The sequence below is a fragment of the Bradyrhizobium sp. CCBAU 53338 genome (genome assembly GCF_015291665.1).
GTDB lineage: Bacteria > Pseudomonadota > Alphaproteobacteria > Rhizobiales > Xanthobacteraceae > Bradyrhizobium.
Map to the genome: position 1 here is coordinate 1,396,659 of NZ_CP030048.1, position 25,282 is coordinate 1,421,940.

Annotated in this window: 27 protein-coding genes and 1 pseudogene; 19 read left to right on the forward strand and 9 right to left on the reverse strand. The window is 64.1% G+C overall.

Annotated features, from left to right (window positions below; genetic code table 11):
• The first annotated feature begins 7 nt into the window (after window positions 1-7).
• Both XH90_RS06740 and XH90_RS06745 read left to right on the forward strand, forming a co-directional pair.
• A complete protein-coding gene (locus XH90_RS06740; RefSeq protein ID WP_194479804.1) occupies window positions 8-805 on the forward strand; it encodes a xanthine dehydrogenase family protein subunit M in 798 nt (265 codons plus the stop codon).
• Window positions 806-821: 16 nt separating this feature from the next.
• Entirely contained in the window at window positions 822-2,309 is a 1,488-nt protein-coding gene (locus tag XH90_RS06745) for an amidase (RefSeq protein ID WP_194479805.1), read from the forward strand.
• A gap of 164 nt (window positions 2,310-2,473) precedes the next feature.
• Here XH90_RS06745 and XH90_RS06750 read toward each other — a convergent pair whose 3' ends face one another.
• On the reverse strand, window positions 2,474-3,373 hold the full coding sequence (locus tag XH90_RS06750) for a LysR substrate-binding domain-containing protein (RefSeq protein ID WP_194479806.1): 900 nt from the start codon (window positions 3,371-3,373) through the stop codon (window positions 2,474-2,476).
• 142 nt (window positions 3,374-3,515) lie between these two features.
• Between XH90_RS06750 and XH90_RS38810 the strand changes: the two are divergent.
• Window positions 3,516-3,641: pseudogene (locus tag XH90_RS38810) on the forward strand (FAA hydrolase family protein); the annotation flags it as partial.
• Between the two features lie 116 nt (window positions 3,642-3,757).
• Window positions 3,758-4,150 (forward strand): hypothetical protein, encoded by a 393-nt coding sequence (locus XH90_RS06755; protein ID WP_194479807.1) that lies wholly within the window; start codon window positions 3,758-3,760, stop codon window positions 4,148-4,150.
• Between the two features lie 10 nt (window positions 4,151-4,160).
• Here the strand turns inward: XH90_RS06755 and XH90_RS06760 are convergent, their stop codons facing one another.
• The 4 genes from XH90_RS06760 to XH90_RS06775 are packed head-to-tail and all read right to left on the reverse strand — an operon-like array spanning window position 4,161 to window position 7,477.
• Complete coding sequence (locus XH90_RS06760) at window positions 4,161-4,904, reverse strand: IclR family transcriptional regulator (protein ID WP_194479808.1); 744 nt, start codon at window positions 4,902-4,904, stop codon at window positions 4,161-4,163.
• A gap of 21 nt (window positions 4,905-4,925) precedes the next feature.
• Window positions 4,926-5,777 carry a CoA ester lyase gene (locus XH90_RS06765; protein WP_194479809.1) on the reverse strand — a complete coding sequence of 284 codons (852 nt, stop codon included), beginning with the start codon at window positions 5,775-5,777 and terminating at the stop codon, window positions 4,926-4,928.
• A complete protein-coding gene (locus tag XH90_RS06770; protein ID WP_371748357.1) occupies window positions 5,777-6,265 on the reverse strand; it encodes a MaoC family dehydratase in 489 nt (162 codons plus the stop codon). The genes XH90_RS06765 and XH90_RS06770 overlap by 1 nt, the downstream gene beginning before the upstream one ends.
• Before the next feature lie 9 nt (window positions 6,266-6,274).
• Window positions 6,275-7,477, reverse strand: coding sequence for a CaiB/BaiF CoA-transferase family protein (locus XH90_RS06775; RefSeq protein WP_194479811.1), 1,203 nt, complete (start codon window positions 7,475-7,477; stop codon window positions 6,275-6,277).
• A 226-nt stretch (window positions 7,478-7,703) separates the two neighbouring features.
• Between XH90_RS06775 and dctP the strand changes: the two genes are divergently transcribed.
• Genes dctP through XH90_RS06800 form a run of 5 tightly spaced genes read left to right on the forward strand, consistent with a single transcriptional unit; the run spans window position 7,704 to window position 13,071 of the window.
• Entirely contained in the window at window positions 7,704-8,729 is a 1,026-nt protein-coding gene (dctP, locus tag XH90_RS06780; RefSeq protein WP_194479812.1) for a TRAP transporter substrate-binding protein DctP, read from the forward strand.
• A gap of 26 nt (window positions 8,730-8,755) precedes the next feature.
• Window positions 8,756-9,310, forward strand: coding sequence for a TRAP transporter small permease (locus tag XH90_RS06785; RefSeq protein ID WP_194479813.1), 555 nt, complete (start codon window positions 8,756-8,758; stop codon window positions 9,308-9,310).
• Between the two features lie 12 nt (window positions 9,311-9,322).
• Window positions 9,323-10,612 carry a TRAP transporter large permease gene (locus XH90_RS06790; protein WP_194479814.1) on the forward strand — a complete coding sequence of 430 codons (1,290 nt, stop codon included), beginning with the start codon at window positions 9,323-9,325 and terminating at the stop codon, window positions 10,610-10,612.
• Between the two features lie 29 nt (window positions 10,613-10,641).
• A complete protein-coding gene (locus XH90_RS06795; RefSeq protein WP_194479815.1) occupies window positions 10,642-11,808 on the forward strand; it encodes an acyl-CoA dehydrogenase family protein in 1,167 nt (388 codons plus the stop codon).
• A gap of 27 nt (window positions 11,809-11,835) precedes the next feature.
• Complete coding sequence (locus XH90_RS06800; RefSeq protein WP_194479816.1) at window positions 11,836-13,071, forward strand: acetyl-CoA hydrolase/transferase family protein; 1,236 nt, start codon at window positions 11,836-11,838, stop codon at window positions 13,069-13,071.
• 1 nt (window position 13,072) lies between these two features.
• On the opposite strand, the gene XH90_RS06805 is transcribed toward XH90_RS06800, so the two are convergent.
• The 3 genes from XH90_RS06805 to XH90_RS06815 form a co-directional block, all read right to left on the reverse strand.
• Entirely contained in the window at window positions 13,073-13,609 is a 537-nt protein-coding gene (locus XH90_RS06805; RefSeq protein ID WP_194479817.1) for a hypothetical protein, read from the reverse strand.
• Between the two features lie 13 nt (window positions 13,610-13,622).
• The gene (locus tag XH90_RS06810) at window positions 13,623-14,942 is read right to left on the reverse strand and encodes a hypothetical protein (protein WP_194479818.1); all 1,320 of its coding nucleotides are present in this window, start codon (window positions 14,940-14,942) and stop codon (window positions 13,623-13,625) included.
• 68 nt (window positions 14,943-15,010) lie between these two features.
• Complete coding sequence (locus XH90_RS06815) at window positions 15,011-17,425, reverse strand: hypothetical protein (protein ID WP_194479819.1); 2,415 nt, start codon at window positions 17,423-17,425, stop codon at window positions 15,011-15,013.
• Between XH90_RS06815 and XH90_RS06820 the strand changes: the two genes are divergently transcribed.
• From XH90_RS06820 to XH90_RS06830, 3 genes are all read left to right on the forward strand, one after another.
• Window positions 17,426-17,749, forward strand: coding sequence for a hypothetical protein (locus XH90_RS06820; protein ID WP_194479820.1), 324 nt, complete (start codon window positions 17,426-17,428; stop codon window positions 17,747-17,749).
• A 188-nt stretch (window positions 17,750-17,937) separates the two neighbouring features.
• Window positions 17,938-18,636, forward strand: a complete 699-nt coding sequence (locus XH90_RS06825; protein WP_194479821.1) for an RNA polymerase sigma factor — start codon at window positions 17,938-17,940, stop codon at window positions 18,634-18,636.
• 141 nt (window positions 18,637-18,777) lie between these two features.
• On the forward strand, window positions 18,778-19,602 hold the full coding sequence (locus tag XH90_RS06830; protein WP_194479822.1) for a flagellin: 825 nt from the start codon (window positions 18,778-18,780) through the stop codon (window positions 19,600-19,602).
• Between the two features lie 4 nt (window positions 19,603-19,606).
• Here the strand turns inward: XH90_RS06830 and XH90_RS38815 are convergent, their stop codons facing one another.
• Window positions 19,607-19,831: a hypothetical protein gene (locus XH90_RS38815; RefSeq protein WP_246755921.1), complete on the reverse strand. Its 225-nt coding sequence runs from the start codon at window positions 19,829-19,831 to the stop codon at window positions 19,607-19,609.
• Between XH90_RS38815 and fliD the strand changes: the two genes are divergently transcribed.
• From fliD to XH90_RS06865, 7 genes are all read left to right on the forward strand, one after another.
• A complete protein-coding gene (gene fliD / locus XH90_RS06835) occupies window positions 19,743-21,377 on the forward strand; it encodes a flagellar filament capping protein FliD (protein WP_246755705.1) in 1,635 nt (544 codons plus the stop codon). The two genes, XH90_RS38815 and fliD, sit on opposite strands and share 89 nt — an antisense overlap.
• Entirely contained in the window at window positions 21,377-21,805 is a 429-nt protein-coding gene (fliS, locus tag XH90_RS06840; RefSeq protein WP_194479824.1) for a flagellar export chaperone FliS, read from the forward strand. The genes fliD and fliS overlap by 1 nt, the downstream gene beginning before the upstream one ends.
• 171 nt (window positions 21,806-21,976) lie before the next feature.
• The gene (locus XH90_RS06845) at window positions 21,977-22,249 is read left to right on the forward strand and encodes a hypothetical protein (protein WP_194479825.1); all 273 of its coding nucleotides are present in this window, start codon (window positions 21,977-21,979) and stop codon (window positions 22,247-22,249) included.
• Window positions 22,250-22,559: 310 nt separating this feature from the next.
• Complete coding sequence (locus XH90_RS06850; RefSeq protein WP_194479826.1) at window positions 22,560-23,228, forward strand: flagellar hook assembly protein FlgD; 669 nt, start codon at window positions 22,560-22,562, stop codon at window positions 23,226-23,228.
• A 31-nt stretch (window positions 23,229-23,259) separates the two neighbouring features.
• Complete coding sequence (gene flgE / locus XH90_RS06855) at window positions 23,260-24,525, forward strand: flagellar hook protein FlgE (RefSeq protein WP_194479827.1); 1,266 nt, start codon at window positions 23,260-23,262, stop codon at window positions 24,523-24,525.
• Window positions 24,526-24,528: 3 nt separating this feature from the next.
• Window positions 24,529-24,789, forward strand: coding sequence for a hypothetical protein (locus tag XH90_RS06860; RefSeq protein WP_194479828.1), 261 nt, complete (start codon window positions 24,529-24,531; stop codon window positions 24,787-24,789).
• Between the two features lie 9 nt (window positions 24,790-24,798).
• Window positions 24,799-25,272 (forward strand): flagellar protein FlgN, encoded by a 474-nt coding sequence (locus XH90_RS06865; RefSeq protein ID WP_194479829.1) that lies wholly within the window; start codon window positions 24,799-24,801, stop codon window positions 25,270-25,272.
• The last annotated feature ends 10 nt before the right edge of the window (window positions 25,273-25,282 follow it).

Consider the following 25,282-nt stretch of genomic DNA (forward strand, 5'->3'; position numbering starts at 1 on the left):
GACAACAATGAAGCCGTTCGCCTACCACCAACCCGACAAGATTCCCGACGCGGCGAAGCTTTTGACCACGATCGAGGACAGCAAGCTCGTCGCCGGTGGCATGACACTGATCCCGACGCTGAAGCAGCGGCTGGCGAGTCCCGTCGCACTGGTCGATCTGTCAAAGCTCGGATCCCTCAAGGGTATCACCGACGATGGCGCGACCATTACGATCGGCGCGATGACGCCGCATGCGGTGGTGGCGGCCTCAAAGTCGGTGCAGGCGAAAATACCCGGACTCGCGGCGCTGGCCTCGATGATCGGAGATCCCGCGGTGCGCAGCCGCGGCACCATCGGAGGGTCCGTCGCCAACAACGATCCCGCCGCGGATTACCCAGCCGGTGTGCTCGGCCTCGGCGCCACCATCATCACCAGCACGCGCGAGATCGCGGCCGACAAGTTCTTCCTCGGCCTGTTCGAGACCGCGCTCGAGCCGGGCGAGATCATCACCGCGATCCGCTTTCCCGCGCCGCTCAAGGCCGGTTACGCAAAGTTCAAGGCACCGGCGTCGCGTTATGCGCTGGTCGGCGTGTTCGTCGCGAAATTCGCTGATGGTACCCGTGTCGCCGTCACCGGCGCGGGTCCCGGCGTGTTCCGTGTGCCGCCGATGGAGGCGGCGCTGTCGGAGAGTTTTGAGCCGTCGGCCATCGCGGCGATCAAGATAGACAACGACGGCCTCACCTCCGATATCCACGCCGAAGCCGACTACCGTGCGCATCTCGTCACGGTGATGGCCAAGCGCGCCGTCGACGCGGCGCTCAGCTAGCTCTTTAGGGTTGATGATGACTGATGGTTCCGGCCGAGCGGCCTTCCCGCCGGCGCCGACTGGCCTTGGCGCACTTTCTGCAACCGAGATCTTGGCCGGCTACCGGCGCAAGGCGTTCACGCCGCGCGATGTCGTTGACGACACCATCACTGCGCTCGAAACGACGAACGAAGCCTGCAACGCGGTGGTGACACCGATGTACGAGCAGGCGAGGGCGGATGCCGACCGCCTGACGAAGGAGATGCGCGCGGGCGAAGCCAAGGGGCCGCTCGCGGGCGTGCCCGTCACGATCAAGGACCTCGTCTTCGTTGCGGGCGTGCCGGCCTACGCCGGCTCGCCGATGAACAGGAGCTTCGTACCTGATGTCGATGCCGCCGTGGTGTCGGCGCTGAAGGCGTCAGGCGCGATCATCACCTGCAAGACCACGACCTGCGAGTCCGGCTACAAGTTGACGGCCGACAGTCCGGTCACCGGCGTCACGCGCAATCCCTGGAATACCGGCCGCACCAGCGGCGGATCGAGCGGCGGCGCAGCGGCGGGCGTCGCTGCCGGATGCGGCCCGATCGCGATCGGCACCGACGGCGTCGGCTCGATCCGTGTGCCGTCGTCCTTCTGCGGCGTGTTCGGGTTGAAGCCGACCTTCGGCCTCGTGCCGCGCTCGCCTGGTTTTTCGCCGCCGTCCTGGGCCTCGCTTGCGCATACCGGGCCGATCACGCGCACCGTTGCGGACGCCGCGCTGACACTTGAGATCATCGCCGCTTACGATCTGCGGGACACAGCAAGCCTTCCCGTGTCCGCGCGTCGTTTTGATGCGACTGCAGGGCGTCTGGATGGCGTTCGCATCGGCGCCAGCGCCGATCTCGGCTATGCTGCCGTCAGCCCTGATGTGAGCGCGGCCTTCGGCAAGGCGCTCGCCGTTCTCGATTCCTGCGGTGCGCACGTCACCATGGATGGTCCGGGTCTCGATCCCGAGATCCTCGAGCATACGCTGAAGCCGATCGCCTTCACCGAACAGGCCGCCGCGGTCGCGACCAGGACGACGGCCGATCTTGCAGACTCGGAGGCTGACTATCGCGATGTCGTCAGCGCCGGCCGCCACTACAGCGGCACGGACTACATCGAAGCAAGTTACCGCCGCGGCCAGGCGCGCAGTGCTTTCGTGAAGCTGTTCGAGCGCGTTGATGTGCTGGTCACGCCGACCGTTGCCGTGACCGCGTTCGACGCTGGAAAGATCGGCGTCGAGACGATTGATGGCCGCAAGGTCGATCCGCACCTCGGCTGGTCGCCCTTTACCTGGCCGATCAATCTTGCGGGTTTACCGGCGGCGACATTGCCCTGCGGCTTCGATCGCGACGGCATGCCAATCGGGCTTCAGATCATCGCGCCCTGGCTCGACGAGCCCACGATCTTCCGCATCGCCGCCGCGTTCGAGCAGGCGCAGCCCTGGGCCAAGTTCTGGCCGCAACTCGCGTTAGGTGAGGGGAGAGGGCGCGCCAAGGGGTGAAGCGGCCATGATGCAATCATGCCGATGTTTTGCCCGACGTGTCAAATCCGGAAAGCATGGTCCGAAAACCGCGCCGCGGCTCTCCGAAAAATGACGCGCGAAAACCCCTTTGCAAACAAGGGCCATTCTACTGTGCATGGGGTTGTTTTCGAGTTTGTGTCGGCCTAGCCCAGCTCGATCGGCGCGCCGCGGCCGCTGAGCTCCTCGTCGAGGCGCAGATAGTGCGCGAGATAGTCGTGTAGCGCGGTCGCCGCCTTCGAGGTTGCGCCGCTCGATTTGTAGAGCAGCAGCTCGATCTTCGGCAGCGGCGGCAGGCCTTCGTTCGGTCCAATCTCGCGCATCGCCGGCACCAGCGCGCTGCGGCCGAGCACCGTGACGGCCATGCCGGCGAAGGCCGCGGCTTGCAGGCCGCCGACGCTTTCGCTGACGCAGGCGACGCGCCAGCGCAAATTTGCGCGCTCCAGCGTATCGATCGCATAGTCGCGATAGATGTTGCCCGGCGGCAAGAGCGCGAGCGGGATCGGTCGCTCCTGATGCGCCGTGGACTGCTCGCCGGTCATCCACACCAGCTGTTCGCGCCGCACGACCTGGCCGCCGGTGAAATCGTTCATGCGAGTGACGAGCGCAATGTCGACGTCGCCGCGCTTGACGAGGCCGACGAGCGGAGTCGACAGCGCGCAGTTGAGCTCGACCTGGACGCGCGGGAACGACTTCCGGAACACACTGAGGATCTGCGGCAGCATGAACGCGGCATAGAGGTCGGGCGTGCCGAGCACGACCTGGCCCTCGATCTCCTGCGATGCCAGCTGCGAGATCAGCTCGTCATGCAACCGCAGGATGGATTTGGCATAGGTGAGGACGGTGGTGCCGTCGTCGGTCAGCATCAGCCTGCGGCCGCCATGCTCGAACAGCTGCTTGCCGGTGAGCTCCTCCAGCCGCTGCAATTGCAGCGTGATAGCCGGCTGGGTGCGGCCCAGCCGTCGCGCGGTCTCGGTGATGCTGCCGGTTTCGACCACCGAGATCAGCGACCGGAGCATGCGGATGTCGAGACTGATGAGGTTCATGCGGCGTCCATATCGCCCAGAAATTATGCAAGTTCCATGCTAGGGCGGGAGCGCGCCGGACCGCATCCCTGACGAATATGCCGGAGCCTGGTCGCGCCCGGACGGCGTTGCTGGCATACCGAATATCTGAAATCAGCCAAACCGGCGCGATCTCCAGAACGGCATGGCCGCGGAGAAGAAGCCCTGGGAGATCGGCGGAAGCTTCGATCATGCGGCAGTGCTCGGCCCGATCCATCCGGCGAGCAAGATCGGCCATTTCGAGAAGGGCCGGCACGTCCCTGAATTGCCGGAGTTCCCTCGGCGATTGCCCCGTGTTGGGCCATGAACAAACCTGTTGTGGCCATATTTGGGGGTGAAGTGATTTCCCGTGAGGGAGGCACTCGGATGAACAAGGCTTTGATCACTGGCATCGTGCTGCTGGCTGGCGTGCCCGCAAGCGCCGTTGCGCAGGAGCGTGCTGGCTCCGCGGCGTTGGGCGCAGTGTCCGGTGCGGTCGTGCTCGGTCCGATCGGTGCCGTCGCGGGCGCCGTGATTGGCTATACGGCCGGTCCATCGATCGCCCGGTCATGGGGCATGGGAGGCTCGCGATCGGCAAGACACCGGCAGCCACCACGCCGCGAGGCGAACCGGGCTCCGTCACGCACGCGCGAGGCAATGGAAGCTAACGGCCAGATGAGGCCTGCGACCACTGCATCGGTTCAAGCCGCTCCTGCTGCGCAGCCTGTCCAAGCTGCGCCCGCAGCGACGACGATGCCGCCCGCTCAAGGATTCGAATAAGGGCTGCGGTCTAAGCCGCAGTGGTCTTCGGTCGCAGCCGATCGACCGTTCGCGCGATCAGTGAAGCGACTTCCGCGACTTTCGGCCCAATCCGGAACTCCGGCCCTGCAACGACAACCGAGAGCCGGCGGTCGCCGATCGGCAGCGGGATCGCCGCTCCCGCGAGGTCGCGGCTGTAGTCGGCAAAACTCTGGCAATAGCCGCGCTCGATCGAATTGCGCAGCTCGGCCTCGACCGCCTCGATGCTGATCGGTGTCGACGGGCCGTATTGCCTAAACTCGATCTTGCGATAGACGGAGTCGCGCTCCTCCTGAGAATATTGCAGCAGCAGCGCACGGCCGCTGGCGGTGGCGTGGATCGGAACGCGGTGACCGATGGTCGCGAAATAGCGGATCGCCGCCCTGGATTCGACGACGTCGATGAACACCGCCATCACGCCCGCCGGCGCAACGATGGACGCCGTCTCGCCGGTTTCGGCGGAGAGGTCGGCGATCAACTGATGCGTCCACGGCGGCAGTGGCTCGACCTCGGAGATCATCCGCGCCATCGCCAGCCACCGCGGCGTCGGATAGAAGCCGGCGCGCGGGCGCGGTTCGTAGAGATAGCCCTTCTCCGAGAGGGTCGCGAGCAGGTTGAAGGTCGACGAGCGCGGCCAGCCGAAATGATCGGCGATCTCGGCAAGCGTCGCCGGCTTCTTCGTTTGCGCGAAGAATTCCATGATCTCCAGGACGTTTGCGGCTTGGCGAACGATCATGGTTTGGCTTTATGTCCTGCTCTAGCTCTGGCCGAGGATCTTCTTCGCGGCGCGAAGATGCGGCTTGTCGATCATCTGGCCATCGAGACGCAACGTGCCGGAGTTCGGATTGCTCGCGAACGCCGCGATCACCTTCTCCGCCCAGATGCGCTCTGCGTCGGTCGGATCGAACGCTGCGTTGACGATTTCGACGTGCTTGGGATGAATCAGCGCCTTCGCGGAAAACCCATCGCGCCGTGCGGCGCGCGTTTCCTGCTCGAGGCCCGCGAGATTGTCGATGTCGGTGTAGACGGTGTCGATCGGCGCGACCTCAGCCGCGGCCGCCGCCATCAGGCAGAGATCGCGCGCCAGGCGATAGGGGCTGTGGAACACCCCGCCCGCTGCCTTTTCGGTGGCGCCGAGCGATGCCGAGAGATCTTCCGCGCCCCACATCAGGCCGGCGAGGCGAGGGGAGCAGCCCTTGTAGCTACCCAGCCCGAAGATCGAACTGGCGGTCTCCGTTGCCACGCAGACGATGCGGGTTGCGCCGACCGCGATGCCCGATGCGGCTTCCAGAGCTTCGAGCCACGTCGCGACCTGGCGCACATCGTCGCCGCCTTGCGATTTCGGCAGCACGATGCCGTCAGGCTTGCCCGGAATCACCGCGGCGAGGTCAGTGAGCGTCATGCCGGTATCGAGCGCGTTGACGCGGACATAGAGCTGGTGCGAACCGGGGCGGCCCTTCAGCATCGTCAGCGTCAGCCCGCGCGCCTCCGGCTTCCTGTCGGTGACGACGGAATCCTCGAGATCGATGATCAGCGCGTCGGCCTTGCCTTCGCTCGCCTTCTCGAATTTGCGCGGGGAATCCCCCGGCACGAACAGCATCGAACGCATCAGACCGGCCTCTTGTGCATCATCGCCATGCGGCGGCATTTGCCGACGATCTCGTCGTTCTGGTTCAGAGCGTGGTGCTCGAACTCGACGATGCCCGCCTTCGGGCGCGATTTGGATTCCCTCAACGAAAGCACCTTCGTCGTCGCCCGCAAGGTGTCGCCATGGAAGACCGGCTTCGGAAAGTTGACGTCGGTCATGCCGAGATTGGCGACGGTGGTGCCCATGGTCGTATCATAGACCGTCATGCCGATCATGATGCCGAGAGTGTAAAGGCTGTTGAAAATGCGCTGACCGAACTCGGTCTTTTCCGCGAAATGCGCGTCGATGTGCAGCGGCTGCGGATTGAGCGTCAGCAGGCTGAACATGGTGTTGTCCATCTCCGTGACGGTCCGGGTCAGCGGATGCCTGAACTCCTGGCCCACGGAAAAGTCTTCGAAATAAAGTCCGGCCATCGCGGTTTCCTCCCTGTCTTGGTGCGATTTGGCCAGCGCTTGCCGTTAGGGCGGCGCGGCCAGGTGAACTGCTTTTTGCTCGGCGAGCCGCTCGATCTCCTCCGTCGAGAAACCAGCCTCGCGCAAAATGTCGCGGCCGTGCTGACCGAGCGTCGGCGCGGGGCCGGCGGCTTCCGGCTGGGTCACGCTCCAGGTCGAGGGCACGCGCATCTGGCGGATGCGACCCTCCACGGGGTGGTCCACCGTCTTGAAGAAGTCGATTGCCTGGAGATGCGGATCTTCCAGAATCGTCTCCAGCGTGTGCATTGGCATCACCGGAATGTCGGCGCGCTCGAGTAGCTCGCGCCAGTCTGTGGTCGTACGCGTTGCGAAGATGTGGCCAATTTCCGCGTAGATCTCGTCGATGTGTCTCGTTCGCGCAGCGTGGTTGGCAAAACGCGGCTGATCGAGGAAATGCGGTTGCCCGATCGCCTCGAAGAAGCTCCGCCAGTGCTTGTCGTTGTAGATGAGCACGCAGAGATAACCGTCGCTGGTCTTGTAGGGCCGGCGATAGCGCGACAGCAGGCGGGCGTAGCCGCCATGGTCGAGCGGTGGATCGTAGGTGAGGCCGCCGAGATGATCGACCAGCACGAACTCGGTCATCGATTCGAACATCGGTACGTCGATGCGCTGGCCCTGACCGGTGCGCTGCTGGTGCATCAGCCCGCCCATGATGGCGTTGACCATCATCAGGCCAACGATGCGGTCGGCGATGGTGACGGGGACGTATCGCGGCGTGCCGTCGCCGGCGGCAGCTAACAGCGTTGGAATCGTGGCCGCGCCCTGGATCAGATCGTCATAGGCAGGCTTGGCGGCATAGGGACCGGACTGGCCGTAGCCGAATGCGCCGACATAGACCAGCGACGGATTGATCGCGGCCAGCGTCTCGTAGTCGAGGCCGAGCCGCGCCATTGCCTGCGGACGCACATTATACACCAGCGCGTTGGCGCTCTTCGCCAGCCGCAGCAGCGCGTCGCGCGCTTCCGGCTTCTTGAGATCGAGCACGATGCTGCGCTTGCCGCGATTGGCATTGTGAAACATCCCGCCCATGCCGGGCGTGCGGCCGGGGCCGATCTGGCGAACGATGTCGCCCTCGGGGCTTTCGACCTTGATGACGTCGGCGCCCATGTCCGCCAGCACCTGGGTGCCGTAGGGGCCCATCAGCACCGAGGTCAGGTCGAGAATGGTGAAGCCGGCGAGCGGTCCCATGAGGCCTCGTGCGATAAATTCATATAGGTGGAGTTAGAGTTCAGAAATCGACCCTGTCAATTGGTGGCTTCTGCTCGGACGCGCATAGCCCCATGACTAGTTCATATACTTGACAGATAAATTCACATATATGTACACTTTCTCAAGCAATAAGCGGAGCGAGGGCCGAGCGGATTGGCAGCCAGCGGCTGCCGCCTTCGGCATTGGACGCATCAGGGAGAATGAAATGAAGAAGAATCTGGTCCGGGTTGCCACCGTGCTCGCGTTGTCGCTGCCGGTTTCGACGCATCAGGCGCAGGCGCTCGAGCTCAAGGTCGCCGACAGCTTTCCCGCCGGACACTATCTCGTCCGTCTGATGCTCAAGCCCTGGATGGACGACGTCACCAAGCGCACCAACGGCGCGGTGACCTTCACCTATTATCCGAACCAGCAGATCGGCAAGGCCGCCGACATGCTGCGGCTGACACAATCGGGCGTGGTCGACATCGGCTACATCGGGCCGTCCTATGTCTCCGACAAGATGCCGCTGTCGGAAGTCGCGCAACTGCCGGGCGCGTTCGCGACCAGCTGCCAGGGCACGCTCGCTTATTGGAAGAGTGCGCGCGAAGGCGTGCTGGCTAAGCAGGAATATGCGCCCAACAAGATCAAGCTGCTGATGGCCGTCGTGTTGCCGCCCTATCAGGTGTGGACGGTCAAGTCGAAGGTCGAAACCGTCAAGGACATGCAGGGCCTGAAGCTGCGCACCACCGGCGGCGCGCAGGATCTCACGCTGCGCGCGCTCAACGCGGTGCCGGTGCGCATGGCTGCGCCCGATGCTTATGAGTCGCTCTCGCGCGGCACGATGGATGGTCTCTTGTTCCCGCTCGATAGCGTCGTGGCCTATGGCCTGGACAAGCTGGTCAAGCACGGCACCGAAGGCGTCAGCTTCGGCAGCTTCATCGTGGCCTATTCGATCAACCAGTCGGTCTGGGACAAGCTGCCCGACGACGTGAAGAAGGCGATGAACGAAGCATCGGAAGCGATCACGCCAAAGGCCTGCGCCGACGTCGACAAGGAAGGTGCCGTCACCAAGAAGCAGATGCAGGACGAAGGCGTCACCTTCGATCCGCTGCCCGAGGCAACGCGCGCCGAGATGAAGGACAAGCTCAAAGGCGTAGGTCACGAGTGGGCGGCCGGTCTCGACAGCCGCGGCAAGCAGGCCTCTGCGGCGCTGAAGGAGTTCGACGACTTGCTCGCCGCCGGCAGCAAGTAATCCTGAAACGAACAGGGAGACGCGAGGTGATCGAACGGGCAGGGCAGGTGCTCGGCGCGCTGGAGCGCGCGCTGACGGTGATCGCAGTGGTGTTCCTGTTCGTGATCATGGTGCTGGTCGTCACCGACGTGTTCATGCGCTATGCACTGAACAGCCCGTTCTCCTTCACCTATGACCTGATTGGGCTATACCTGCTCGCGGGCGTGTTCTTCTTCACGCTGTCGGATGCCTTGCGCGAGCACGCGCATGTCGGCGTCGACATTTTGCTGTCGCGCTTCTCGCCGGCGGGGCGGCGGCTGTCCGAGATTGTCACCGCGCTCGCCGGCCTGTTTGTGTTCGCCCTGATCTGCAAAGTCGGCTTCGCGCGCGCGCTGGAAAATTACGAGCAGCACGACGTCCTCTCGGGCGCCATTCCATGGCCGACCTGGATTTCTGCCGCGCTGGTGCCGTTCGGCTGCGGTGTACTGGTGCTGCGGCTCGCGCTCCAGCTCATCGGCAATGTGCTGAGTCTGGTCAGCGGACGGGACCTCTATCCGCTGCCGCCGGTCACCGGCGTCGGCGAAGCCCGCGGCTTCGAGTAACGGCAGGCATCCATGACACCTCTCATCGTTCTCGCTCTGCTGTTCGGCCTGCTCGCGCTCGGTACGCCCGTCGGTTTCGCCATGGCGTTTTCCGGATCAGTCGGTCTCGTCATGGTCGGCGGCTTCCCGACGCTATCGGGCATCCTGGAGACCGCGCCGCTCTCGACGGTCTCCTCCTACGAACTCATCACCATCCCGATGTTCCTGCTGATGGCGGACCTCGTGCTGCTGTCGGGCGTTGCCGATGATCTGTTCAAGACGGCCTCGGCCTGGGTCGGGCGCGTTCCCGGCGGGCTCGGCATGGCGACGGCTCTTGCCGGCGCGGGTTTCGGCGCGATTTGCGGCACCTCGACGGCGTCAGCCGCGACGCTGTCCTCGACCAGCCTGCCGGCGATGATCCGCCAGGGCTACGAGCCGAAGATGGCCGCCGGCGTCGTCGCGATCTCGGGCACGCTGTCGATGCTGCTGCCGACCAGTGTCGCGCTCGTCATCTTCGGCCTGCTCGCCGAGGTGAACATCGGAAAACTCCTGATCAGCGGCATCATCCCCGCGATCCTCGTCACCATCACCATCATGGCCACGATCTATTTCCTGGTCTGGCAGGATCCCTCGCGCGCGCCGGCCGCGAAATCAGTGCCGTGGCGGGAGAAGTTTGCGCTGCTGTGGCAAGTGTCGCCTATGGTGGTGCTGTTCTCGATCGTCACAGGCACGATCTATCTCGGTGTCGCGACGCCGACGGAGGCTTCCGCCTTCGGTGCATTCGGCGCCTTTTTGCTTGCGATCGTCAAGGGCAAGATCACGCCGACCTCGCTCTACAAGACGCTGCTGCGCGCCTGTCACGGCACCTGCATGATCATCATGATCCTCGTCGGGGCTTCGATCTTCGGCTATTTCTTCACGCTCACCCATGTGACCCAGGATCTGGTCGCCTGGATCGGCTCCTTGCCGACCTCGCGCTGGATCATCATCACGCTGATCCTGTGCGGCTATATCGTGCTCGGTTCCTTCATGGACCAGATCGCGATCCTGGTGCTGACCGTGCCGATCGTGCTGCCGCTGATCAAGACGCTCGGCTTCGACCCGATCTGGTTCGGCGTCATCAAGATCGTCACGGCCGAAGTCGGCATGATCACGCCGCCGGTCGGGCTGAACTGTTTCATCGTCGCACGTTATGCCAAGCGGCCGGTGGCGGAGGTGTTTCACGGCACCTTCCCGCACTTCATCGCGCACCTGGTCGCGATTGCGATCCTGGTGGCGTTTCCGTCCATCATCCTCTGGCTTCCCTCGCAGATGGGGCGCTAAGCTTAACGAGCCTCCAGAAGGAGACCATCATGGATTTCGCGCTTACCGATCAGCAGGAAGCCATTCGCGACGCCATCGCCAAGATCTGCGAAGGCTTTCCCGACGCCTATTGGCTGAAGAAGGATCACGACGGCGGCTTCCCGCACGATTTCCACAAGGCGCTCGCCGACGCCGGCTGGCTCGGCATCTGCGTGCCGGAGGAATATGGCGGCTCCGGCCTCGGCATCACCGAGGCTGCGATCATGATGCGCACCATCGCGGAATCCGGCGCCGGGATGTCCGGCGCCTCCGCGGTGCATATCAACGTGTTCGGTCTCAATCCCGTGGTCGTGTTCGGCACCGAGGAGCAGCGCAAGCGCATGCTGCCGCCGATGGTCGAGGGCCGCGAGAAGGCGTGCTTTGCCGTCACCGAGCCCAACACCGGCCTCAACACCACCCAGCTCAAGACCCGCGCCGTCGCCAAGAACGACCGCTACATCGTCAACGGCCAGAAGGTGTGGATCTCGACCGCACAGGTCGCGCACAAGATCCTGCTCTTGGCGCGCACCACGCCGCTGGAAGACGTGCGCTCGCCGACCCACGGCCTCAGCCTGTTCTACACGGATTTCGACCGCAAGAAGATCAAGGTCCACGAGATCGAGAAGATGGGCCGCAAGATCGTCGATTCCAACGAGCTGTTCTTCGAGGATTTCGAGATCCCGATGGAGGACCGCATCGGCGAAGAGGGCAAAGGTTTCCAGTACATTCTCGAAGGCATGAACCCCGAGCGTATCCTGATCGCGGCGGAGGCCGTCGGCCTCGGCAAGCTGGCGCTGTCGCGCGCGACCGAATACGCCAAGACGCGCACCGTGTTCAACCGCCCGATCGGCAAGAATCAAGGCATCCAGCATCCGCTGGCAGTCAACTGGGTCGAGCTCGAGGCGGCCTGGCTGATGGTGATGCAGGCGGCATGGCAATACGACAAGGGCTTGCCTTGCGGTGCTGGCGCGAACGCCGCGAAATATTTTGCGGGCGAAGCCGGATACCATGCCTGCGAGCAGGCGGTGATGACCCATGGTGGCTTCGGCTACGCCAAGGAATTTCATGTCGAGCGTTATTTGCGCGAGGTGCTGATCCCGCGCATCGCACCGGTCAGCCCGCAGCTTGCGCTGAGCTTCATCGCGGAAAAGGTGCTGGGCCTCGCCAAGTCGTACTAGAGGGACGGGCTTGCCGGCAGGATCCCCATGAACCCGGACTTTCGCGGCTTGATTCGTGAGGGTGATCTTGTCGTCTGCGGCCAGGCCACGGCCGAGCCGCTTACGTTGACTGAAGCGCTGATGGCGCAGGCCGGAGAATTGCCGGCTTTCCGGATGATGGTCGGGCCGATCTTCTCCGACACGTTCTCCGCAACCCGCGCACCCAACGTCTCGTTCCAGAGCTATGGCGTGATCGGCAACGCGCGGCGGCTCGCCAGGGCCGGGCGGCTCGACGTGATCCCGAGCAACTACAGCGCCTTCTGTGCCGCCTTTGCCTCGCGCCGGCACAAGGCTGATGTCGTCCTTGTGCAGCTTGCGGAGTCCGGTGACGGGCGACTGAGCGCCAGTCTCTCCAATGACTATGTCATCGATGCCGCGCGCGGTGCGCGCCTTGTCATTGCCGAGATCAATCCGGACGCGCCCTTCACGTTCGGAGCGGAATGGCCGGACGATGTTCCGATCCACATGCGCGTGGCGGCCCGCCGTGCACCGGCCGAATTGGCGTCACCGCCGCTCGACGACATTTCCCGGCGCATCGCTGCGCATGCGGCGAGTCTGATACCCGACGGCAGTACGCTTCAGTTCGGCGTCGGCCGAATTCCGGACGCGATCCTGTCCTTGCTCTCGCATGTACGCGATCTCGGCATTCATTCCGGCCTGATCAACGATGCCGTCGTCGATCTGATCGAGCGTGGTGCCGTGACCAATGCGAAGAAGGGGATCGATGCAGGGATCACGGTCACCAATCAGGTGATCGGCACAGGACGGCTGTACGGCTTCGTGCACGAGAACAAGGCTGTTTCGGTGCGGCCGACGTCCTACACGCACGGTCAGGGCGTGCTGGCGCGGATCAACCGGCTGGTCGCGATCAATTCGGCGCTTCAGGTCGGACTGGACGGGAGCGTGAATTCCGAGACGCTCAATGGCATTGCGATCGGGGCGATCGGCGGGCAGCTCGACTTCGTGCGGGGGGCCAACGCGTCTGCCGGCGGGCGTGCCGTCATCGCGCTGCCGGCGACAGCATCGGACGGCACGAGCCGGATCGTCGCCCGTGTCGAGACGGTGACGACGCCTCGCGCCGATGTCGATGCCATCGTCACCGAATGGGGTATCGCGGAGCTGCGCGGCTGTGGTCTTGCCGCGCGCGCACGTCGCATGATCGCGATCGCGGCGCCAGAGCACCGAGACGCGCTATCGGCGCAGCTCCGCGACGCCGCCAGCTAACTCAGTTCATCATCGCCAGCGTCGGCCGCTGGCTCTCGGGAGATCCGATGACTCCCGGGAGATCCGTGACCTCGCCGGCGATCATGATCGACATCCGCCAGAACAAATGGGCAAGACGGGTGAACACCAGCCGCTCGCGCTCAGTGGCCGCGGTGCCGTCCGGGATCGTCACGGTTTCCAGGCCGACCACTTTCTTGAAGTCTGGCCAGATCATCATCGATTGCGCGATCACGGAATAGCAGTTCGGAGCCTCGTCGCTCTCGTCGGGCGCCTGGGGCAGACCCGGATATTGCGTGGCCGCGGCGTAGAACTTGTAGGCGCCGTAGCCGAGCTGGAGCAGGAACTTTTCGGGCACTGCGACGTCGGCGGCAAAGGACACCAGCCGCGCGTCGCTCAGGATATCCGGGTCGATGGCGCGAAGGTCCTGGGCGCGAAGCGCGGAGCAGAAGGCGAGGTCGCGATTGTGCTCGCGGAGCAGATTGGCCAGCGGCTGCTGCTGTTGCACGGTGTCGGTGAGCAGGATGATGGTCTTGAGCATCGCGTGAGGTCCCTCAGGGGAAGAGATGGCGGGCGGTCGTGACGGCGTCGTCGGCAGCGCAATGTGCGAAGAAGTCGTTGGCGATGCGCCGTCCCGGCTCTATCTCCAGGATGCGGTAGCGGGCCTGCGCTGCTGCCTCGCGTGCGGCGCCGACGTCCTCCTGCCAGGCGCAGAGCGACAGCTCGAGGCGGCCATAGCCGCCGCAATCGGCGGCGTAGGCGCCGGTCACGGCCTCTACGGTCGCGGCCACCGCACCGGGCTCGTTGGCCGAGATGTCACGCAGGATCACGGCGATGCCCTTGCCGGCCTCGGCCTTCGACGTCATGATCATGAAGGCGTCGCGCGCGCCGGTGCGGCCGGCTCGGCGCGCGGAACGCACCAGGCCCGCAAAGGCAGGATCTGGCCCGAGCTCCATCGTCGTCGTCTGCTGCTTGTGCAGAACCGTTGCGCGCATCGCGCCGAGATCGCCCGCAAGTGCGTGATAGGACCGCGGCAGCCACACCGTGTCGAGCGGGACTTGCGACGATGTCAGGCTCCAGGCCTGGTCGAGCAGATAACCTTCCCATATCGCAGGGTACGACGCAGCGAGATGCTGCCAGGTGCGCAGCAGCATCTCTGCAGCTCTCGTGCGGCCGAGATAGAGCGTACGCGCCGACATCTCCCAGCGATTCCATTTGTGGAGGGCGACGTCGCAGCCGAGGAAAGACGGCAGCAGCGGCGCTTCCCGCAGCACGGCACCGGCTTCGACGAACAGCAGCGGCTCGCGATATTTGTTCCACATCCGTAGCAGGAACTCCGCTTTCTCGAAGCAGAGCAGGCGGTCGCCGAGCTGGGTATCGATCGGTTCGATATGACAGGCGAGATCAAAGCGCTCGAGCGAATGGCGCAGCGCGAAGGCGGCCGTCGCGTCGCCGCCGCGCGGGTAGCATGAAACGATCCGCGGACGGACGGTGGTGGTATCGGCGGCGGTGAGGAATTTCGACCAGCCGATGCCACCCCACCACATCTCGTGCGGGCCGTCGGCGCCGCAGGGGCCGACGGTGCCGAATTCGGTCAGCTTGGACTTGAGGAAGTCGAAGCCGGGATTTTCGCCTCCGGGAATGACGACGGCACAGCCGGGATTGAGCGAGCGGTAGAACAGTTCGGCCGCAGCGCCGCTGAGCGGCTCCTTCAGAATGATGACGCCGCTGCGCCGGTCACCGGCGCTTTCGTCCAGCGTCGACGCGCCGTACTGGCCGGTCAGCCAGTCGAGGCGTTTGCGCTGGGCGCGGCCGAACCTGATACGGCCGGATTGCAGGACGTCATCAAGGTTTGCGTGCATCCCGTCAGTCAATTCCGTGCCCCTCGCGTCACCAGCCAAGCCCTTGGACTTGAACGGCCGGGGCGGCGCGATCAGGCGCACTATTTCGCCGTGGTCCCGAGCGGAGTGATCGCGACGGAGTAGATGGCGATGTCCTGGGTCATCGGGGCGACTGATATCAGCAGGCACGCGTCGTCGCTCTCGGTGCGATAATGAGTGCCGTTGCGCTGGATCCCGGCATAGACCAGGCTGTCGGCCGCGATGCTGATCACATCCTGGCTCTCGGCGGCCTCGCTGACGTCGTCGGCAAGCTGGATGGTCACGCCATGAAGGAGGCCTTCCCCGGCGAATTTCGGCAGCGGCAGCGCGATCATGGCGATGCCCATCGCGCGCGAAACCGGAATGCGCAGGCGCAGCTCGCCGAGGCCGGTGCGATAAGACGTTGCAGTCTCCAGCGACGCTTCGCCATTGGCACGGAACAGCCCGATCTGGATCTGGCCACATGGGCTCTCTTCGAAGACGTCGGCGGGCAGGCGGTTGGCTCCGAACAGCGTGTAGAGATAGGCGTTCGACGGCGACAGGCGGGCAAAGCAGCCTGCGAGCCACATCGGCGGGGCGGCAGAGGCGCAGGCGGCGGAGAAGCCGCGGGCAGTGATTTGCCGACGAATGAAATCGCTGTCGATCATCGGCGCCAGCGCGTGCGTGCCGAGATTGACGTCGTGCTTCAATCCGCCGAGCAGCGCCAGCTCATCCTCGTCGGGCAGCAGCAGGAACCGCGCCAGTGTCGCCGTGCACCAGCGCGCAGCGATATCGGGGGCGTCATAAGGAGCGAGACAGAAGTCGAGGGCGACCTCCTCGGCGCTCCCGGCAAAGGCGACGCAGCCAGCCTGAATCTCCGCTGCAAGCGCGATCTGGCTGGCTGGGCGCGGATTGATCTCGCGCAACACCTTGTCGCCGTCATAATCACGGACCGAGCCGTCGGCGGAGCAGCAGATTTGCTCAAGCAATGCGATATTGCGGATCAGCATGCGCTTAATGTGCGGCGTCACCACCAGGTCCGTGATGAAGCCCGCTGCGCTGTCCCGGTCGGCGATATCGTCGAACGCGTCGTCGAGCGAGACCAGGTACGCGCCGTGGAGACGGATCTTGATGCCTGCGAGATCGAAGACGCGGCGCAGCGCCTTCTGCACGCTGCCGGAATAGCCGAGGTCGGCGAGGACGAGATCGGTGCAGTTGTCAAAGTCGGGGATCAAGTGGTGCAGGTAGGCCAGCAGTCGCGCGCGCAGCGCCGCGGCGAGTTCGACGATCTGGCTCGCGTCCATCAGGTCGGGAAGGGCCTCGGCGATGTCAGGTCCGCTTGCGATTCCGTTGGGTGACGCGGCGAAGAAGGCGGCGACCTTGGGCGGCAGGATCTTGATCATGTCGCGGAAGGTCGGCGCATCGATCTTCAGAATTTTGGCTAGGAGCTCGATGAGCGGCTGCATGGTATCGGCCGACGCGATCAGGCTGACCCGCCGGTTGATCTCGAGATAGGCCGATGTGGGGCCGTGCGTTTCCTGCCAGATCCGGTGGGATAAGAAGCCGTCGCGGCCGAGGAAGGCGAGGGCGATCTTTCGGCCCGGGCCCGCAACCTCCTGGCAACGCCGGGCGATGAAGGCATCGAACGCCGTCATCACCGGGCCGAGCACGGTCATGCCGAGATGAAAGGCCGGAGATTTCTCGGCGCTGCGGGCGGCGACCATGCGCCGCAAGGTCCGAGCGCCGTGATCGAGCCGAGACGGCGCGCCGGTGCACAACAGCTCGAACAGCGCGGTCTCGCGTTGGAACTTCGAGGCGAGCTGCAGCGTCGCCTGCGGGTAATACCGCGGACGAATGCCGTGGCGCTTTGCGCCCTTGATGTCCGCCTTGTCGTTATCGCCGACGTGAAAGGAGGCGCCGGCGTCGATATCCTGCTCGGACAGGTATTTCGCGAAAAGCGACTCGCTCTTGCCGCTGCCGTGGTCGCAGGAGGCGTAGAGGAAGTCCCATGTCAGTCCGGGGCGGCACGCCCGCAGCAGCCGCGATAGCCGGTCCGAATCCCAATAGGTGTCGGAGATGAACCCGACGCGATGGCCGGCGCGCTTCGTGTCCAGATATTGCCTGATCATGTCCGGATTGGCGCGGCAGAGCTCCAGCTCGGCCGCGAACTCTGATTCGACGAGATCGTTCAGGTGGCTGCGCGCTAGGCCGAACAGCCTGAATGGAAAGAAGGAATAGATTTCCTCGATGTGAACTTCGCTCGTGCCGCGCTTCTCCTTTGCGGTTCTCCGCGCGCGTGCTTCGGCCTGAATGCGATGCTGAACGAAACTCGCAGAAACATCAGGACAAGTTCTTGAAATGTCGGAAAGCTCGTAAGTCCTTTCAAATACGCCATCCGGCGCCGTGCAGGCGCGCAACAGAAATGTATCGAAAACATCGAACGACCAAGCAGAAACAATTTGCGCGCGGCGCTGCGCGCCGGCCGTTGCGATCGTCATGTGCAGAATCCCCGCCAATCAGATCAATTAACGCGCACGTTCACCATGTCAGGCGCCACACGCGCGAAAAAATTCTCGCGCGATTCAAAAACGCATTCGTCACGACTGACAGATTCAAAAAAATCGTTAGGTTCGAAAAAGGTGATTCGGAAAAAATTGCCGAGTGCAGAAGTCGTCTCGCGTTCATTTACACTCGGAAACATTAGCTTCTTGATGCGCATCGCGCGCGTCGCGTTTGATCACCTAGTGCCGCGTAATGTCAGCGTTTTCTTCCAACGACATCTGTCCAGGATGATTGATCCGCCATGGCGCGAGACGATGTGATGATTACCGATGGGCTGCGCGAGAATATCGCGCCCTCGGCAATTATTGCCCGACACTCGGCAAAAGATACCGGCTAACATCTTGAAAAATAACAAAAATTATCCGCCTGGATCGTTCTGGTGCCGCGTTCAACGCCTGGAAGCCATGTGGCATGTGCGCCGCCGGCATTGCGGGTTGGAGATTGCGGGATGAGTTACGCTGCTGATGTCTGGGCTCCCGCCGAGGCCGAGATCGCGACGACGCTTCCGGCTGACGAGATCACGCCCATGATGCCGTCGGTGCCGCTGGCGCCGGATTCTACGCCTGTTGCCGCCGAAATCGTCTTCGACGAGGACAGCGAACTCCTGGACAAGCTTGCGACGGGCGACGAGGTCGCTTTTCGCATGCTGGTCGAGCGCCACATCGACCGCGCTTACGCGATCGCGCTGCGCATCGTCGGCAATGCCGCGGACGCCGAAGACGTGGTGCAGGACACCATGCTCAAGATCTGGAGCCATCGCGGGCGCTGGCAGCGCGGCCGCGCAAAGTTCTCGACCTGGCTCTACCGCGTCATCTCCAACCGCTGCATCGATCTGCGCCGCAAGCCGCGCAACGAAAATGTCGAGACAGTGCCGGAGGTCGCCGACGGCCAGCCGGGCGCCGTCGAGATCATCGAACGCAACGAATTGAACTGCATGCTCGAACTCGCCATGCAGCGCCTGCCCGAGCAGCAGCGCATCGCGGTAATCTTCTCGTACCACGAGAACATGAGCAACGGCGAGATCGCCCAGGTGATGGACACCACGGTGGCGGCGGTGGAGTCCCTGCTCAAGCGCGGGCGTCAGCAGCTTCGCCAATTGCTGCGCAAGCACGAACGCGACATCCGCACGGCGTTTACCGATCGCTAACCATAAAAGTCGGCATCCGAAAAGTTTCGCGCCTGATCTCCTTGCGCTCCACCGTTTGAGCGAACGGACGGGGCTGCGGTCCGCGTCGTCAGTCGTCTTCAAAGATGCGGCACGCCATGCCCATCAGCACAGGAGTTTCCAATGCCTGCAATCTCCACCAACACCGCGGCGAACTCCGCGGTCCGTTACCTCAACATCAATTCGGCGCAGGAGAGCAGTGCGCTCGCCAAGCTGTCGAGCGGCTCGCGCATCACCTCGGCATCGGACGACGCCGCCGGTCTTGCGATCTCGACCCGCATCTCGTCGGACGTCACCACGCTGCAGCAGGCCGCGACCAACGCCTCGCAGGCCACCGCGATCCTCCAGACCGCCGACGGCGGTGCTTCCAACATCTCGGACATCCTGGCGCGCATGAAATCGCTGGCTTCCGAGTCCGCCTCGGGTACCACGACCGATTCCAGCCGTGCCTATATCAACTCGGAATTCTCGCAGCTCACGAGCGAAATCGATTCGATCGCGACCGGCACGCGGTACTCCAGCCAGAGCCTGCTCGATGGATCGAGCGTGTTCTCCTCGGGCGTCTCCGTGCTGGTCGGCTCGTCCGGCTCCGACACCATCACCATCACGCTGACGAGCCTGACGTCGTCCTCGCTCGGCGTGACCTCGCTCGATGTCAGCACTCTGTCGGATGCGGCCTCGGCGCTCGACGTGCTCGATACCGCGATCGACACGGTCTCCGCCGCCCGCGCCAGCATCGGCGCGCAGGAATCGCGCTTCAACTTCTCGTCCGACTCGATCTCGACCCAGACCCAGAACCTGCAATCGGCCAACTCGGCGATCAAGGACGTCGATATCGCGGCCGAGCAGGCCACGCTGTCCTCGGCCGAGGTGAAGACCCAGGCCGCAGTGTCGGCGGAATCCGCGGCGAACCAGATGCCGCAGTACCTGCTCAAGCTGCTCGGCTAAGCGCTCAAGCCGAGATTTCCGGGCCGGCTTGACGCCGGCCCGGTTCACCCGGGGAAGGATCGGGCAGCACAGTGACGTCAGTCAGTTCGAGCACCAGCAGCACGTCGACCGCCAGCTCGAGTACGTCGAGCGCGTCGTCGGTGACTACGACCGGCACCACGACATCGACCAGTGTGGACTGGAGCGCGCTGATCACGGCGGCGGTGAACGCCAAGCTGACGGCGGCCACCACGATCTCGACCTCGATCACCAACAACGAGGCCAAGATCTCGGCCTACCAGACGCTCCAGACCGACCTTTCCACGCTCTCCAGCGGCCTGTCATCGCTCGCGACGGCCGTCGTCAATTCGCTCGCCACCAACGTCTTCGCCACGCGCTCGGCGACCATCAGTTCGAGCGGCGACGTCAGCGCGTCCTCCGCGCTCTCGATGTCCGTCAGCAACGGCGCGGCGACCGGCGACCACACGCTGACCATCAGCCAGGTCGCGACTGCGCAGAAGGTGGTTGGCACTTCGCAGTCGAGCGAGACCAGCGCGCTCGGCTATTCCGGCACGTTCTCGCTTGGCCTCGGCAGCGGCAGTACTGCCAGTATCAGCGTAACCAGCACGATGTCGCTGCAGGACGTCGTCGACGCCATCAACGCCCAGACCTCGACCACCAATGTGCAGGCCTCGATCGTCCAGGTGTCGAGCGGGTCGTACGAGATGGTGCTGTCGGGCACCGAGGATGCCGCCGACATCAGCTATTCCAGCACATCCGGCGATGACATCCTGAACGAGCTCGGCCTGACCGACAGCACGGGCGCCTTTGCCGACGTGCTGCAGACCTCGCAGGCGGCGGAATTTTCCCTCGACGGCATCTCGATGACGCGAGATACCAACGACATCACCGACGTGCTGACAGGCGTGACCTTCAACCTGCTCCAGGCGACGCCCAGCGGGACATCGCTCAGCATCAGCATCGAGCCCGACACCAGCCAGATCGAGACGGCGGTCGAGAACCTCGTCACCAACTACAACACGTTCCGCGATGCGGTGATCGCGCAGCAAGCGACGGCTTCGGACGGCACCGCGGATTCGAGCGCGGTGCTGTTCGGCGACGGCACGATGCGCGACATCATGGATTCGCTTCAGAACGCGCTCAACAGCACCGTGGGTGGCCTCACCATGGCGGACCTCGGCCTGTCCTTCAACGAGAAGAACGAGCTCGAGCTCGACACCTCGACGCTCTCGAACGTCCTCAGCACGAACTTGAGCGGCGTCACCACGCTGCTGTCGGCGCAGACCAAGACATCGTCGAGCCAGCTCAGCGTCGTCAACACCGGCACCTCGCCGCAATCCTTCACACTCGACCTCGCAGTGGATTCGTCCGGAAACCTCACCTCGGCCTCGGTCAGCGGCGATTCCTCGCTGTTCACGGTGAGCGGCACCACGATCATCGGTGCGGCCGGAACGGCCTATGCAGGCATGGCCTTCTCCTATTCGGGATCGACGTCGCAGTCGATCACGGTGACCTCGACCTCCGGCATCGCCACGCAGCTCTATCAGCTGTCCAAGACCTATTCGTCGAGCACCGGCTCACTGCAGACGCTGATCACGAACCTGACCGATCGCGACACCGAACTTCAGCAGAAGGTCGATGACATCGAAAGCGCCGCGTCCGCCTACCAGACGCAACTCCAGACCCAATACGCGAATTACCAGGCTGCGATCACGAGCGCGAACAACACGCTCACCTATCTCAAGGCCCTGCTTAACTCCAGCTCGAGTAGTTGATGATGCATAATCCGATGGCGTACATGGCCAATCAGGCCTATCGGGGCGCGGCCACCAGTGTGCCGCCACTGAAGGCGGTCTCGATGCTGCTGGCTGGAGCGATTACCTTCCTCCAGAAGTCGCTGGCCGCGCAGGAAGCGCGGCGCTTCGAGGAGGCGCACGACCTCCTGCTGAAGGCGACCGCGATACTGCGCGGACTCAGCCACAATCTCGACTTCGCCAGGGGCGGGGCGGTGGCCGAGCGGTTGTTCCAGACCTACAACATCCTGATCGTGGCGAGCCACAAGGCGTTCGGCCGGCCGCATGCGCGCGAGAGTTTTCGGCGGATCATCGCTGCCGTGACCGAGTTGCGGGAGGCCTGGGAGCACGTCGATGCGACGGTTCGCGGCGCCAAACCTGCGCCGGCCGATTCGACCCGTACGGGCTGAGAGGCGTTCGCATCCGGGCCGCGCAATCGTCCCGGCGATCCTCTGTCCGGAAGTTTGGGCCACTTTCCGTGGTGGTCCGGGCAGTTTTGGCGCGCGGAGCCGCCGGAAATCGGTTTCCGCCGCAGCTGCGATGCTTTATGACGGGCCTGACCGAGGCGGGATCGGCGGGCGATGGACGTCACCGAGTTTGAGGAACTGATCGACCAGCTGGGCGAGGATCTCTCGCGCTGGCCCGACGATCGACGCTTGCCTGCCGAAGAGCTGCTGAAGCATTCCTCGGCCGCTCAGGCCTCGCTGGAAGAGATGCGGGTCTTGCGCCGCGCGCTTGCCGCTCCCCCGGTCCGGGCACCAGCGGGCCTTGTCGACCGCATCGCCGCCGCGGCGGCGAAGATGAAGAGCGATACGGCCGAGCCGCGCACCGAGGGCGAGACGGCGGAGAGCTGAACGGCTCTTCTGATTCTTCGCATCCCCACCTGCTCCAGGAGATCGTCACGCCCGGGCTTGTCCCGGGCATCCACGTTCTTGAGATTGCGAGCATCCCGCGGATGGCCGGGACAAGTGTTTGGCCCGGCCATGACGTAGTGGAAGCGCTGCACGCGCTTCCACCCGGCAGATTCTGCCTTATCGAAAGCGATCTTTGCAGCGGCGAATCCGCGCCTGAATCCGCGCGCCCACGCGTTTCATCAGCACACAGATTTCAAGCGCGCTGACCGACATCGCTGTCGCCGGCTGCGCGGGAAAGCCGGAGTTCCTGATGACAGTTTCCGCAACGAGTTCTGCAACGACGTCGACCACGACGACGTCGTCCTCGTCGAGCACGTCGTCCAGTTCGACGCTGACATCTAGCGACTTTCTCAGTCTGCTGGTCAGCGAGCTTCAGAACCAGGATCCGCTGAACGCGACCTCGACCACCGACTTCATCAATCAGCTCACCTCTTACGCGAATTTCAGCCAGCAGCAGTCGATCAACTCGAATCTGAGTTCGCTCTCTAGCTCGTTCTCGAGCCTCGTGACGCTCAATTCGGTCAACTATATCGGTCACACCGTCGAGGCGAAGACCGACACGTCGACGCTGACGAACGGTTCGGCGACGTTCGGTTACTCGTTGTCGTCGGCCGCCTCCGATGTCTCCATTACCGTCAAGGACTCCTCGGGCAACACCGTCTACACCGGCACCGGCACCGGCAATGCCGGGTCCAACAGCTTCACCTGGGACGGCAAGAATTCCAGCGGCACCCAGCTTTCCGACGGCGGCCAGTACACCATCTCGGTGACCGCGACGGATTCCGCCGGCAACTCGGTCCTCAACTACACGACCGTCACCGGAACCGTGACCGGCATCGACACCTCGACGTCCACGCCCTCGCTGACCGTGAACGGCGTCTCCGTCAGCGCTGCCGACATCATCGGCGTCACGTCCTGATCCAACGTCCTGATCTTCTCGGAGTTTCATCATGAGTCTCACCGGTGCACTTTCCTCGGCGATCTCCGCGCTCAGTGCGCAGAGCCAGTCGCTGTCGATGATCAGCGACAACATCGCCAACTCCTCCACGACGGGCTATAAGACGACGTCGGCGATGTTCGACGATCTCGTCACCGCATCGAGCAATACGACGTCCTACGCCTCGGGCGGCGTCACCGTCTCGGGCCGGGCCAACATCACCCAGCAGGGCCTGCTGGCCTCGACCTCCAACGCCACTGACGTCGCGATCCAGGGCTCGGGCTTCTTCGTCGTGACCAGCGCCACGTCGGGCGGAACCGTCTACTACACCCGCAATGGCGCCTTCTCGACCGACAACGCAGGCTACCTCGAGAACAACGGCAGCTACCTCGAGGGCTGGCGCACCGATGCGGACGGCAACGTCGTCGGCAATGAATCGGCGAGCAATCTCGAAGCCATCAACACCGAGGTCGCTTCGACCAGTGGCAGCGCCACCACCAAGACGACGATCGCGGCGAACCTGCCGTCGGATGCCGCGACCGGCGACACCTATACCAGCTCGATGACCGTATACGACTCGCTCGGTGCAGCGAATTCGATGCAGGTGACCTGGACCAAGACCGGGACCAACACCTGGAGCGCAAGCTTCGCCGACCCGACCTCGACTTCGGACACCACGACCGCGACCGGCACGGCTTCGGGCACGGTCGATATCACCTTCAACAGCGACGGCTCGCTCGCCAGCACCAGTCCGAGCCCTGCGACCGTCTCGGTCACGGGCTGGACCGACGGTGCGGCCGACAGCACGATCACGATGAATCTCGGCACGGCCGGAGGCACCGACGGCTTGACGCAATACGCCTCGGGCGAGACGACGCCGACCGTCAACGTCACCAGCATCTCGTCCGACGGCCTGTCCTACGGCAAGCTGTCCAGCATCTCGATCGGCAAGAACGGCATCGTCGACGCCACCTATTCCAACGGCCAGACCATCGCGATCTACAAGATCGCGGTGGCGACCTTTGCCGATCCCACCGGACTGTCCGCCGCCAGCGACGGCCTCTATTCCGCGACGGTGGCATCGGGCAATGCCTCGCTGCAGGCCTCCGGCGAGAACGGCGCCGGCACGATCTACGGCAGCGAGCTGGAATCCTCCACCACCGACACCTCAAGCCAGTTCTCCAGCATGATCTCGGCGCAGCAGGCCTATTCGGCCGCGTCGCAGGTCATCTCCACCGTCAACAAGATGTACGACACCCTGATCTCGGCGATGAGGTGAGCGATGCGCAGCGAGGAGGCCAAGGCCGCCGGAGAGGCGCTGTTGCGCCGGCTGCGACGGCTGGTGGCACGGGCCGGAGCCGTCGAGGAAACCGACCACAAGCAGCTCGTTGCGCTGCTCGACGATCTCGAAACGACGCGCCGCGGACTGTTGAAGGAATGCGCAGAAGTCGAGGGCGAGATGAGACGGGCGAGCGTCAGGACGACCGCGATCGGCGCTTACTTGCGCAACGCGCAAGTCCATCGCGGCAAACGGCATAGTTAGAAGAAGGCGATGACCATGAGTGTAGCCCAAGCCAATAGCCAAGCCACCAGAGCCGGTGCTGCAAACGGCGATGCACGGATCAAGTCGCTGATCGGACTGATCGACGTCCTGATCGCGCTGGTCGCTGAGGAGAACGCCGAACTTGCCAAGGGCCTGCCGGCCTCGCGCCTCAAGCAGGTCGACGAGAAGAACCGCCTGGCCGAGATTTTCGAGCGGACCGTCGCCGAATGCGCGGGCGGCACGAACACCCTGAGCGTGCGGGACCGGATCCTGCGCGAGCAGCTCCTGGACCGGATCCTGAAACTGCGCGCGGCGATGGACGAGAACCTCGTTCGCCTGCGCGCGGCGATCGAGGCCAGCAACCGCCGGATCGAGGCGGTCATGCAGGCGATCCGCGAGCAGATCGCCGCGGTGTCGCCCTATGGCGCCTCCGGCCGCGTTGCCGCGCGTGCCGTCTCCAGCGGCACCAGCCGCAGCGCCTGACGAACAGGGG

What these genes read in the sequence shown, in the direction of transcription:
- XH90_RS06860 (WP_194479828.1), top strand. Translation starts at nt 24,529, where the DNA reads ATGCGCAGCGAGGAGGCCAAGGCCGCCGGAGAGGCGCTGTTGCGCCGG.
- XH90_RS06845 (WP_194479825.1), top strand. Translation starts at nt 21,977, where the DNA reads ATGGACGTCACCGAGTTTGAGGAACTGATCGACCAGCTGGGCGAGGAT.
- XH90_RS06805 (WP_194479817.1), bottom strand. Translation starts at nt 13,609, where the DNA reads ATGCTCAAGACCATCATCCTGCTCACCGACACCGTGCAACAGCAGCAG.
- XH90_RS06795 (WP_194479815.1), top strand. Translation starts at nt 10,642, where the DNA reads ATGGATTTCGCGCTTACCGATCAGCAGGAAGCCATTCGCGACGCCATC.
- XH90_RS06830 (WP_194479822.1), top strand. Translation starts at nt 18,778, where the DNA reads ATGCCTGCAATCTCCACCAACACCGCGGCGAACTCCGCGGTCCGTTAC.
- XH90_RS06755 (WP_194479807.1), top strand. Translation starts at nt 3,758, where the DNA reads ATGAACAAGGCTTTGATCACTGGCATCGTGCTGCTGGCTGGCGTGCCC.
- XH90_RS06815 (WP_194479819.1), bottom strand. Translation starts at nt 17,425, where the DNA reads ATGACGATCGCAACGGCCGGCGCGCAGCGCCGCGCGCAAATTGTTTCT.
- XH90_RS06865 (WP_194479829.1), top strand. Translation starts at nt 24,799, where the DNA reads ATGACCATGAGTGTAGCCCAAGCCAATAGCCAAGCCACCAGAGCCGGT.
- XH90_RS06850 (WP_194479826.1), top strand. Translation starts at nt 22,560, where the DNA reads ATGACAGTTTCCGCAACGAGTTCTGCAACGACGTCGACCACGACGACG.
- flgE (WP_194479827.1), top strand. Translation starts at nt 23,260, where the DNA reads ATGAGTCTCACCGGTGCACTTTCCTCGGCGATCTCCGCGCTCAGTGCG.
- XH90_RS06745 (WP_194479805.1), top strand. Translation starts at nt 822, where the DNA reads ATGACTGATGGTTCCGGCCGAGCGGCCTTCCCGCCGGCGCCGACTGGC.
- dctP (WP_194479812.1), top strand. Translation starts at nt 7,704, where the DNA reads ATGAAGAAGAATCTGGTCCGGGTTGCCACCGTGCTCGCGTTGTCGCTG.
- XH90_RS06790 (WP_194479814.1), top strand. Translation starts at nt 9,323, where the DNA reads ATGACACCTCTCATCGTTCTCGCTCTGCTGTTCGGCCTGCTCGCGCTC.
- XH90_RS06800 (WP_194479816.1), top strand. Translation starts at nt 11,836, where the DNA reads ATGAACCCGGACTTTCGCGGCTTGATTCGTGAGGGTGATCTTGTCGTC.
- XH90_RS06760 (WP_194479808.1), bottom strand. Translation starts at nt 4,904, where the DNA reads ATGATCGTTCGCCAAGCCGCAAACGTCCTGGAGATCATGGAATTCTTC.
- XH90_RS06750 (WP_194479806.1), bottom strand. Translation starts at nt 3,373, where the DNA reads ATGAACCTCATCAGTCTCGACATCCGCATGCTCCGGTCGCTGATCTCG.
- XH90_RS06740 (WP_194479804.1), top strand. Translation starts at nt 8, where the DNA reads ATGAAGCCGTTCGCCTACCACCAACCCGACAAGATTCCCGACGCGGCG.
- XH90_RS06825 (WP_194479821.1), top strand. Translation starts at nt 17,938, where the DNA reads ATGAGTTACGCTGCTGATGTCTGGGCTCCCGCCGAGGCCGAGATCGCG.
- XH90_RS06775 (WP_194479811.1), bottom strand. Translation starts at nt 7,477, where the DNA reads ATGGGACCGCTCGCCGGCTTCACCATTCTCGACCTGACCTCGGTGCTG.
- fliS (WP_194479824.1), top strand. Translation starts at nt 21,377, where the DNA reads ATGATGCATAATCCGATGGCGTACATGGCCAATCAGGCCTATCGGGGC.
- XH90_RS06765 (WP_194479809.1), bottom strand. Translation starts at nt 5,777, where the DNA reads ATGCGTTCGATGCTGTTCGTGCCGGGGGATTCCCCGCGCAAATTCGAG.